This window comes from Paraburkholderia lebeckiae, from assembly GCF_050436325.1.
Classification (GTDB): Bacteria; Pseudomonadota; Gammaproteobacteria; order Burkholderiales; family Burkholderiaceae; genus Paraburkholderia; species Paraburkholderia tuberum.
The window spans coordinates 3,906,485-3,916,293 of record NZ_JBNDLZ010000003.1 but is presented as its reverse complement, the minus strand read 5'-3'; the positions used below and the strand labels follow the sequence as shown (position 1 = coordinate 3,916,293).

The following is a 9,809-nucleotide window of genomic DNA, read 5'->3' as shown; positions in this document are numbered from 1 at the left end:
GACAGAAACGAGACATTTCTCGGCACGGGAATCGCGAGCAGCGGTGCCTATGCACGACTGCGTAAGGGTTAAACAGGCAGTTGTCCGATGTTTCTCGCCTCTGTGCGCCAGACGCAAAAAGGGCCGCCATCCAGAAAGGAAGGCAGCCCATCGCGAAGCCCTGTATCCGGTGCGGCTCTGATCCGCAACACCTAACCGCCGGAGCGCCCGGTCTCCAGCCAGTCAACCAGCGAACCCGCGGATGCGTGCTCCCGCAGTACCGCCGCGTAGCCATCGAACCGGTTCATCACTTCGCTCACGCTGTTGCCGTAGTGATCGTTCTCCGCAAGGAGCACATCGAGCAGGGTTCGTTTGCCCAGGTGGTACCACTGTTCGAAGAAGGCCTTGCGCACCTGATCGGTTTCAGCAGAGAGGCGTTTATACTGCTCCGCACGGCTGAGCATGGTGTGCGCATCCTGATCCGCGGTGCGAATGCCATACTCGAGGTCACGCCGCTGCTGGTCGAGGCGCTGCCACGAAGCCTGTGCCCGGTACCCTGCCGCAGCCGTCGCCGCCTGCGTCGAACCGCCGCGGAATGCCGCCCAGTTGAGCGTCAACATGGTTTGCCATGGCGCACGTTGTCCCGCGCCCGTGCCTCCGATTCCGGCATTCGCATTGACAACCCAATTCACCGACGGCAGGCCCGACGCTTTCACCACTTTGGCATTCAGGTCGGCCGCATTTGCCTCGGACTGAATCTGATGCAAGCTCGGATGAGCATTCACCCGCTCCAGGAGTTGCGGCAGATTGCCCGGTTGGAGCGGCCAGTCGCGCGCATGCGGAATCGGCGGTACGCTTTCGCCCAGCAGCTTTTGCAACGTCAGTTCCGCATCACGTGCCTTCGCTTGCGCTGAATCGCGCGCAGCTTCAGCCTGCAGCAGACGCGCCTTGGCCTGCGTGAGTTCGCTGCCGCGACCACGGTCGACAGCCACAATTTCGCTGAGCATCTTCACGAGCGTGGCCATACGCTCAACAAATTGCTGGCTCACGTCAACGATCGTGCGCTGTTTGCCCAGTTCAACGAGCGTGCTCGTCACCTCGAACGCATTCTGATTGCGGGCCGCTACATAACTACTGAGCGCGGCATCCGAGAGTTGTTCACGACTTCCGATTGTGTTCTTTGTGCGCCCCCAGTCGTACACCGTTGTCGTGACGTTCGCCGTCACTACGTTCCCGTTGTTGGAGCCATTTCGATTACCGGGACCAAATTGCACACCCTGTGTCTGCGAACCGATGTCGACTTGCGGCCACCGCAAGCCTTTCGCTTCGTCGACGTCTGATTTCGCGGCTTCGTAGGCGGCATACGCCTGCCCGACTTCGGGACTGCGCTTCTCCGCTTCCTCGACGGCGCTCAGGAAGATACGGCGCAGCGTGGCGGAATCCACCGGAGGTCCTCCCTCGCTACTGGACGGTTGCGTTTCGAGCCACTGTGAGAACGTCACCGGAGGAGCATGGCTTCCCGGGATCGACGGCTGTTTAATCTCGACCGGAGTCGATCTGCTTGCAGTTGCTGCATCGCTCGCCAGCGCCAGATCAGACTTCGTTTGAGCGCCCGCAATGGCACTCGCCGGCAAGGCGAGCACGACCAGCAGCCACGAAACCAGCAATGACAGGGGGCGGAGCCGCAAAGCGGAGAAACCGTCCCCGTTGGTGAGGGGCGCGGCAGCCTGTACGTCAGGAAAATCGTTTCGAGTCATGATCGTAACCGGTTAGATTGAAGTATGTGGTGCGACACCTGAACCGCAATCCAGACTCAGAAAACAATGAAGCAATGCTCGTCGTTTAAAGGATCGATTCGGCTAATTCTGGTGACCTGATGAACGAAACACGAGATTTCGTACTGGCTCCAATTGTCCGGATATCGGTGACCCCGCGAAATCAGACAGCCGCGACAACATAGTGAGACTGGTACGAATTTTTAGTTCGCAGTCTTTCACAAGCACTTCCGCGCGCGATTGTCTGACCAGATAGGGCTGCCCGTATCGACAGTGGCCGACCCATTGCTCGCCTATTTTCATCGAACCGTTGGCGCGAGAGCGGCGTGTTGAACAGGCGTGCGGCGAGGTGCGGATAGGGCACGTTCATGGCTGTGCCGAACAGTGAAGTTGTCACACGATTTCCTGCCGCGTTCGAAAGTCCTGGGAGCGGCATCGTTTCTGACTAGTTCGATATACTGCAAAATGTTATTCTCATACCATCTCATTTATGTTCTTGAGTTCTGCACGGAGATAGCCATGAAGCGCTTCTCTCTGATTGAATTTTCGAACTCGCACAGCCATGCAAGCATCGCGAACCATCCCCACTTCCGTCTCGTTCCCGTGGGCATGCTGTCGGTGCTGCGAAATCTGTTTGGCGCGCGTCGCTAAGATGTGCAACATATCTTCCAGGTTCACGCATTTCCGCCTGTCGGGGCGAGAAACTGTGAAGGAGAAGGGTAATGCCAAAGTGCCGACTGCTGCGTCGTTAGCCACTTTGTCTGTCACCTGCAGGTCTGAGGGCAAGTAGTCTCGCTACGGAAAATCTTCACCACCGCAAATCGATCTTTGGTTTCGATCTGCTTTTGATTGTGATTTTGACGGAACCCACCACACTCCTTGTACGAGGGTTAGGCGAGAACGCTGGCAACTATCTGTCGAATCTCGCCACTTTGTCGATGCGTAGCTATGCATATGAATCTCTGCGCGCCGATGACGGGCTCAATGACCGGACGATTCTCTACTGAAAGTGGCGGATTACGTGGCCGCCTTTAGCCGGCATTTTTATCGCGCGGACTTCGCGGGGTCATATGATCTGTCAATTCGTCGTCGGCGCGCTGCTTGTGCTAACCATCATCTGACATAGATAACGGTGTTCGAAGACAGCGCGATCAGGATCGATGCGCATGCTGCCGCCGGTGCGATCACGCAATCCGCGAGGGTCTGAGGGTGATCGCGGCGATAACACTCATTGCCGCATCGGCTCTTGCCATAATCATGTTCATGTTGTCCTTCGGGCGGAGGCGCCGGCCGAAAACCGACTACGCTCATAGCTCGCTACACATGGCCGACCACCAATGTGCAGACCTGTCACCGCTGGCGGCCATTGGAAACAACGTGTTGATCGTGAGCTGAAATCCGTTAGTGTCACGAATCGTCGTGACCGTCCTGGAAAATCACGCAGCTTGAACCGCCATGTGTTTTCTGAATAGACTTCCGGGCCTGATCGTTGTACTTATCGGTTCGGTCCGGCTGAATTCTTTTCAGATCTTCTAATTGCAATGCACGGAATTATCCTATGACAGTATTTCAGGTGGCGGGAGTGTTGTTCACCCTAGTCGCGATTTTTGGCGTTATCAACCACCGCTACATCAAGCTGCCCGATACACTCGGCATCACAGCTGTTGGATTGATCACCTGCCTGATCGTATCGGCGCTGGCTTTCCACTATCCTGAGATGGTTACGCAGGCCCGCAAGATCGTCACCCGGATCGACTTCTCCGATATCGTATTTCATGGCTTTTTGAGCCTGCTACTTTTCGCAGGAGCGCTTCACGTCGACCTGTCACGCATGCGCGAGCAGCGGCGCGTAGTGCTGATGTTGGCTACTGTCGGTGTACTCATCTCCATTGGCGCGGCTGGAGCGGGGTTCTATTACGTGGCTCAATTGCTTGGACACCCGATCAGTCTGCTGTGGTGCCTGGCGTTTGGGACATTGATTTCGCCGACCGACCCGATCGCTGTGCTTAGCGTACTCAAGAAGGCCGGCGCACCCCAAATCGATGCACAGCAGGTTGGCGTAGATAAGTCCTTCAGTACCGAAGGTTCCCCAAATCGCGCATGAAGTTGAAGAATGTGGAACCCTTGTCCGGACCCTTCTTTAGCCATTCTTCGAGGAATTTGCGATGCTTGGCGACCGCCTTTGCTACGTACGCACTTGCCCCAGCACCCTCGGGCCGTACTATCCAACCCTTTCCACCGAATTCCCTGCCAATAACCATGATGCGCCGCGCATCAGGATCTTTTGGCCCGCTCACTAGAAATGGCGTCGAAAGCCCTCGATCTTTCGCTATAGCGGGATCCAGAAAGGACGGGTCTATTCGCTCCAGGATCTCGGAGTAGCGCGCTTCAAGTATTTCATCCATAGCGTCGTTTCGTGTCTTAAGGGGATAGCCCATGCGCGCGTCCCTTGGATTTTTATTAAGCCACTGCGCACGCAAGCACAGTCATCAGCGCTCAGGCTAGTCGAATAGCTAAGATTCCTAGCCCGGTGTCGAATGACCCTTCTAGCCGATGCAGTGGCGAAGATCGGTCAGAAACGGAAGGAATCGACGAATCCGGTTTAGGGCAGAAAAACCCGCACGGCTAGCGGACGTCTCTAGATGGCGAAGTCCGCGAAACCCATACTGGTCTTGTGGTGCCGGGGACCGGACTTGAACCGGCAGGCCCGAAGGCGGCGGATTTTAAGTCCGCTATGTTTACCAATTTCATCACCCCGGCAGAGGTGGCAATCGCGCGTGGTCGCGAATTCTACCATCGCCTCGCGGCAGCCCCAAAAAAGCGCCCGACACCCGCATTCATCCACAAGTCACAAACGTTGCCGATAATCCGCTCACGAAAACGATTACAGCGGGCCGCAAACCGATGACGCCGACGATCAAGGATGTCGCCGCCCACGCGGGCTTTTCCATCGCCACGGTATCGCGCGCGATCAACGCGCCGCACACCGTGAACCCCGTCACGCTCGACAAGGTACGTCAGTCGATCGATGCGCTGAACTTCCGCCCCAGCCCGCTCGGCCGGCAATTGCGCGGCGAGCGCACGCGCCTCGTCGGCGTCGTCCTGCCGACGCTCGCGAACCCGGTGTTCGCCGAATGCCTGCAAGGCATCGACGATCTCGCGTCAGCGCAAGGCTATCGGCTGATGCTGATGACCACGCAGTACGACGTGGACCGTGAACGTCACGCAATCGAAACGCTGCGCGAGCATCGCGTCGAAGGACTGATCCTGACCGTCGCCGATGCCGACACCCATCCGCTGCTCGACGAACTCGACCGCGACGGCCTGCTATACGTGCTGATGCACAACGACACGGTGCGCCGCCCGTCGGTGTCGGTCGACAATCGCCTCGCCGCCTACGACGGCGTGCGCCGGCTCATCGCGCACGGCCATCGCCGCATTCTGATGCTGGCCGGGTCGTTCGCGGCGTCGGATCGCGCGCGTCAGCGGCATCTCGGCTATACGCAGGCGATGCAGCAGGCCGGCCTCACGGCCGCGCCCGCGCTCGAAGTCGATTTCAACGCCGACGAACTCGCGCCGTCCGTGCTCGCGCACCTGACGCACGGCGCAAACCGTCCGACCGCCCTCTTCTGCAGCAACGATCTGCTCGCGATGGTCGTGATGCGCGGCCTGCGTCGCGCGCGTCTGAGGATTCCGCAGGACATGTCGATTCTCGGCTTCGACGGCCTCGCAATGGGCGAACTGCTGTCGCCGGCGCTCGCGAGCATCTGCGCGCCGAATCGCGAAATCGGCTGTGCGGCGTGGCAGCGCTTGCTCGCACGCATCGGCGTCGCGCGCGACGCGCGCGCGTTCTGCGCAACCTCGCGCGCGTTGACGCTGCCGCATAGCTTGCGCGAAGGCGCGACGATCGCGGCGCTCGGGTCGCACGCGAATCTCGACGGAGCGTCGCCGACCCACGTCCCGAGCGCTGCGGCCGCCATCGAGAAGCCGCCCGCATAAGAAGCCCAATGAAGGCACGCGCATACGCGCGCCCTGGCTGTTATCCCCAACCCGCGCAACCCATCCGACACAGGGAGACCCGCAGTGCCCCGCTCAACCTCACGCTTCGCATCCTCGCTCATACCGCTGTGGCAAAAACTCTCGCGCGCCGCCGCGACCGCACTGCCGGCGAGCCTGCTCGTCGCCGGCGCGGCGCTCGTCGCGCTGGCGCCGCAAGCCGCGCACGCCGACGAAACCGCGATCTGCTACAACTGCCCCCCCGAATGGGCCGACTGGGCGAGCCAGATCAAGGCGATCCAGCAAAAGACCGGCATTCGCGTGCCGTTCGACAACAAGAACTCGGGACAATCGATCGCACAGCTGATGGCCGAGCAGAAAAGCCCGGTCGCCGACGTCGTGTATCTCGGCGTATCGTCGGCGTTCCAGGCCAAGGACAAGGGCGTGGTCCAGCCGTACAAGCCCGCGCACTGGGACGACATTCCCGCCGGCCTGAAAGACCCGCAAGGCTACTGGTTCACCATCCACTCGGGCACGCTCGGCTTCTTCGTCAACAAGGACGCGCTCGAAGGCAAGCCGGTGCCGCGCTCGTGGGCCGACCTGCTGAAGCCGGAATACAAAGGCATGATCGGTTATCTCGATCCGTCGAGCGCGTTCGTCGGCTATGCGGGCGCGGTCGCGGTGAACCAGGCGCTCGGCGGCACGCTCGACAACTTCGAGCCGGGTCTCGACTGGTTCAGAAAGCTCAAGGCGAACGCGCCGATCGTGCCGAAGCAAACCGCGTACGCGCGTGTGCTGTCCGGCGAAATTCCGATCCTGCTCGACTACGACTTCGACGCGTACCGCGCGAAGTACAAGGATCACGCGAACGTCGAGTTCGTGATTCCGCAGGAAGGCACGATTTCGGTGCCGTACGTGATGAGCCTCGTGAAGGGCGCCCCGCACGAAACGAACGGCAAGAAGGTGCTCGACTTCGTGCTGTCCGACGAAGGCCAGAAGCTGTGGGCGCAGGCGTATCTGCGGCCGGTGCGCGCGAGTGCGATGAGCGCCCAGACCGCCGCGCAGTTCCTGCCCGCCAGCGAATACGCGCGCGCGAAGCCTGTCGACTTTGCGAAGATGGCCGGCAAGCAGTCGAGCTTCGGCGAGCGCTATCTGCAGGTGATGCATTGAACGACGTCACGTTCCCGCTGCGCTGGCGCATCGCGTTGCTCGCGCCCGCGCTCGCGGTGTTCATCGCGTTCTGGCTGCTGCCGATGGGCGCGCTCGCGCAGCTCTCCGGCGGCGGCCACGCGTTCGCGACCTATCGCGCGATGCTGACGAATCCGCGCTATATGTCGAGCCTTGGCGCGACCGTCGTGCTGTCGGCGGCGGTCACGGCGGCCACGCTGGTGCTGTCGGTGATCGCGGGGCTGCTGCTCGCGCGTCGAGAGTTCGCCGGCAAGCGCACGCTGCTCGCGCTGCTGACGTTTCCGCTCGCGTTTCCGGGCGTCGTCGTGGGCTTCATGGTCATCATGCTCGCCGGACGTCAGGGGTTGATCGGCGCGCTGTCGCTGAAACTCGCAGGCGATCGCTGGGTGTTCGCGTATTCGATGAGCGGCCTGTTTCTGGGCTATCTGTACTTCTCGATTCCGCGCGTGATAGTCACCGTGATGGCATCGGCGACCAAGCTCGATGCATCGCTCGAAGAGGCCGCGCGCTCGCTCGGCGCATCGCCGTGGCGCATCATGCGCGACATCGTGTTGCCGGCGCTGTCGCCCGGACTGATCGCGGCGGGCGCCGTGTGCTTCGCGACCGCGATGGGCGCGTTCGGCACGGCGTTCACGCTCGCCACCGACATCGACGTGCTGCCGATGACCATCTATACCGAGTTCACGCTGAACGCCAACATGGTGACGGCCGCGGGCCTGTCGATCGTGCTGGGCATCGTCACGTGGGCGGTGCTGGCGATCGCGCGCAGCGCGAGCGGTTCGGGCGTGGCGGCGAGCGCATGAACGGCGCGTCGCTTGAAGCCAGCATGAGCGCACACGACGACAACCTATCCATGAACTCAGTCACGGCCCCTTCGCCCTCATCTCCGTCGCAACCGGCAGCGGGACCGCGCGCGCGTCGCGCGTGGCCTTCCACGCGAACATGGCTCGCCGCGGGTCAATGGTTCGTCATACTGCTGCTGTGCGCGTTCCTGATCGTGCCGGTCGTCATGTCGATTGTCGCGGGGCTCACGGTCAACTACTTCAAGGGCGTGTCGAGCGGACTGACGCTGCGTTGGCTCGTCGAAGTGTGGATCCAGTATCACGACTCGGTGTGGCTATCGCTCGAAGTGGCCGCGGCGACACTCGTCGTCACGCTACTGACCGGCGTGCCCGCGGGCTATGTGCTCGCGCGCAGCAAGACGCGCTTCGCACGCATCGTCGAGGAGTTTCTGGTGCTGCCGATCGCGCTGCCCGGCCTCGCATCGGCACTCGCGCTGCTGGTGATCTACGGTGGCTTCACGGCGTTTCGGATGAGCGCGGCATTCATCGTCGTCGGGCATGTGGTGTTCACGCTGCCGTTCATGGTGCGCGCGGTCGCGGCGGTCTGCGCGAGCAGCAATCTGCGTACGCTCGAAGAAGGCGCGGCGAGCCTCGGCGCGAGCTTCTTCACGCGCTTCGTCACCATCGTGCTGCCGAACGCGCGGCCAGGCATCGTCGCGGGCGCGCTCGCGGTGCTCACGCTGTCGATCGGCGAATTCAACCTCACGTGGATGCTGCACACGCCCGACACGAAGACGCTGCCGGTGGGCCTCGCCGACACCTACGCGTCGATGCGCATCGAGATCGGCAGCGCGTACACGATCCTGTTCTTCATCATGACGATGCCGCTGCTCGTCGCGATGCAATGGCTCGGCGTCGATGCGACCGGCCAGCGCAGCGCATCGAAAAAGCGCGGCGTCGCCTCTTCCGCGAAGCCCATCGACACGCCATGAAACTGACCTCGATTCCCATCACGCTCACGCAGTGCGCCAAAACGTTTCGCGGCACGCGCGTGCTCGAACCGCTCGACCTGACGATCGGCGCGGGCGAAACCCTCGTGCTGCTCGGACCGTCGGGCTGCGGCAAGACGACGACGCTGCGCCTGATCGCGGGCCTCGAAACACCTGACGCGGGCGGCCGCATCGCATTCGGCGACGACGACGTGACCGCGCTGCCGATCGAAAAACGCGCGGTCGGCATGGTGTTCCAGAGCTACGCGCTGTTTCCGAATCTGACCGTGCGCGGCAACATCGGCTACGGTCTGAAGATCAAACGCGTGCCGGCCGCAGTCGCGCGACAACGCGTCGACGAACTGCTCGGCATGATGCGGCTCATCGCGCACGCCGACAAACCGATCGATCAACTGTCGGGCGGCCAGCGTCAACGTGTGGCGCTCGCGCGCGCACTCGCGGTGCAGCCGCGCGTGCTGCTGCTCGACGAACCGCTGACCGCGCTCGACGCGCGTCTGCGCGACGCATTGCGCAGCGAGATGAACGCGCTGTTGCGCGAACTCGGCATCACGACCGTCTACGTGACGCACGATCAGGCCGAAGCGATGGAGCTCGGCGATCGCATCGTCGTGATGAGCGCCGGACGCATCGAGCAGATCGGTTCGCCGCGCGACATCTACTATCGTCCGGCCAATCGCACGGTCGCGCAGTTCGTCGGCACGATCAACCGTGTCGCGGGCGAGCCGCGCGACGGCATGCTGGCGACGCGCGGCGGCGCCGTGCCGTTGCCCGCGCATGCGTCGAACGCACGCGGCGCGCACGAAATCTTCTTTCGCCCCGAGGATGCCCGGCTCACCGACCCCGCGCTCGCGCAGCTGCGCGGCCAGATCGAAAGCACCGCGTTCCTCGGCGAACGCACGCGTCTGACGATTGGCGGTGCCGCGCCCGAGCCGCTTTTCGTCGACGTCGCGGGCCGCATCGAGCTTGCGCGCGGCACGCCGGTCGGCATCTCGATCGAGCCGGACGCACTGATTGCGCTATCGTAGGTAAAAACAGCGCCGCATCCTGGCTCCCAACACGAAGCAACCCGAAGGACCTCT

Annotated in this window: 10 protein-coding genes and 1 tRNA gene; 8 read left to right on the top strand and 3 right to left on the bottom strand. The window is 62.0% G+C overall.

Annotation, left to right across the window (positions count from 1 at the left end):
• Positions 1-191: 191 nt before the first annotated feature.
• Positions 192-1,736, bottom strand: a complete 1,545-nt coding sequence (locus OKW44_RS36130) for a TolC family protein (RefSeq protein WP_026225926.1) — start codon at positions 1,734-1,736, stop codon at positions 192-194.
• 537 nt (positions 1,737-2,273) lie between these two features.
• Here OKW44_RS36130 and OKW44_RS36125 point away from each other — a divergent pair.
• From OKW44_RS36125 to OKW44_RS36115, 3 genes are all read left to right on the top strand, one after another.
• Positions 2,274-2,405: a hypothetical protein gene (locus OKW44_RS36125; protein WP_018421093.1), complete on the top strand. Its 132-nt coding sequence runs from the start codon at positions 2,274-2,276 to the stop codon at positions 2,403-2,405.
• Between the two features lie 365 nt (positions 2,406-2,770).
• Entirely contained in the window at positions 2,771-2,875 is a 105-nt protein-coding gene (locus OKW44_RS36120) for a BCCT family transporter (RefSeq protein WP_113061947.1), read from the top strand.
• 437 nt (positions 2,876-3,312) lie between these two features.
• Entirely contained in the window at positions 3,313-3,858 is a 546-nt protein-coding gene (locus OKW44_RS36115; protein WP_018421095.1) for a cation:proton antiporter domain-containing protein, read from the top strand.
• On the opposite strand, the gene OKW44_RS36110 is transcribed toward OKW44_RS36115, so the two are convergent.
• Complete coding sequence (locus OKW44_RS36110; RefSeq protein WP_162633979.1) at positions 3,827-4,192, bottom strand: hypothetical protein; 366 nt, start codon at positions 4,190-4,192, stop codon at positions 3,827-3,829. The two genes, OKW44_RS36115 and OKW44_RS36110, sit on opposite strands and share 32 nt — an antisense overlap.
• A 237-nt stretch (positions 4,193-4,429) precedes the next feature.
• Positions 4,430-4,514: transfer RNA gene (locus OKW44_RS36105), tRNA-Leu, on the bottom strand.
• Positions 4,515-4,658: 144 nt separating this feature from the next.
• On the opposite strand from OKW44_RS36105, the gene OKW44_RS36100 reads away from it, so the two are divergent.
• The 5 genes from OKW44_RS36100 (at position 4,659) to OKW44_RS36080 (ending at position 9,755) form a co-directional block, all read left to right on the top strand.
• Complete coding sequence (locus OKW44_RS36100; protein ID WP_018421097.1) at positions 4,659-5,753, top strand: substrate-binding domain-containing protein; 1,095 nt, start codon at positions 4,659-4,661, stop codon at positions 5,751-5,753.
• An 84-nt stretch (positions 5,754-5,837) separates the two neighbouring features.
• Positions 5,838-6,920, top strand: a complete 1,083-nt coding sequence (locus OKW44_RS36095) for an ABC transporter substrate-binding protein (RefSeq protein ID WP_018421098.1) — start codon at positions 5,838-5,840, stop codon at positions 6,918-6,920.
• The gene (locus OKW44_RS36090; protein ID WP_013089865.1) at positions 6,917-7,741 is read left to right on the top strand and encodes an ABC transporter permease; all 825 of its coding nucleotides are present in this window, start codon (positions 6,917-6,919) and stop codon (positions 7,739-7,741) included. The genes OKW44_RS36095 and OKW44_RS36090 overlap by 4 nt, the downstream gene beginning before the upstream one ends.
• Before the next feature lie 50 nt (positions 7,742-7,791).
• Positions 7,792-8,712 carry an ABC transporter permease gene (locus tag OKW44_RS36085; RefSeq protein ID WP_026225927.1) on the top strand — a complete coding sequence of 307 codons (921 nt, stop codon included), beginning with the start codon at positions 7,792-7,794 and terminating at the stop codon, positions 8,710-8,712.
• A complete protein-coding gene (locus OKW44_RS36080; protein WP_018421100.1) occupies positions 8,709-9,755 on the top strand; it encodes an ABC transporter ATP-binding protein in 1,047 nt (348 codons plus the stop codon). The genes OKW44_RS36085 and OKW44_RS36080 overlap by 4 nt, the downstream gene beginning before the upstream one ends.
• Positions 9,756-9,809 lie beyond the last annotated feature (54 nt).

Excerpts from the sequence above, each read along its gene's own strand:
- OKW44_RS36100 (WP_018421097.1), top strand. The coding sequence starts at position 4,659 with ATGACGCCGACGATCAAGGATGTCGCCGCCCACGCGGGCTTTTCCATC.
- OKW44_RS36085 (WP_026225927.1), top strand. The coding sequence starts at position 7,792 with ATGAACTCAGTCACGGCCCCTTCGCCCTCATCTCCGTCGCAACCGGCA.
- OKW44_RS36115 (WP_018421095.1), top strand. The coding sequence starts at position 3,313 with ATGACAGTATTTCAGGTGGCGGGAGTGTTGTTCACCCTAGTCGCGATT.
- OKW44_RS36125 (WP_018421093.1), top strand. The coding sequence starts at position 2,274 with ATGAAGCGCTTCTCTCTGATTGAATTTTCGAACTCGCACAGCCATGCA.
- OKW44_RS36130 (WP_026225926.1), bottom strand. The coding sequence starts at position 1,736 with ATGACTCGAAACGATTTTCCTGACGTACAGGCTGCCGCGCCCCTCACC.
- OKW44_RS36080 (WP_018421100.1), top strand. The coding sequence starts at position 8,709 with ATGAAACTGACCTCGATTCCCATCACGCTCACGCAGTGCGCCAAAACG.
- OKW44_RS36110 (WP_162633979.1), bottom strand. The coding sequence starts at position 4,192 with ATGGGCTATCCCCTTAAGACACGAAACGACGCTATGGATGAAATACTT.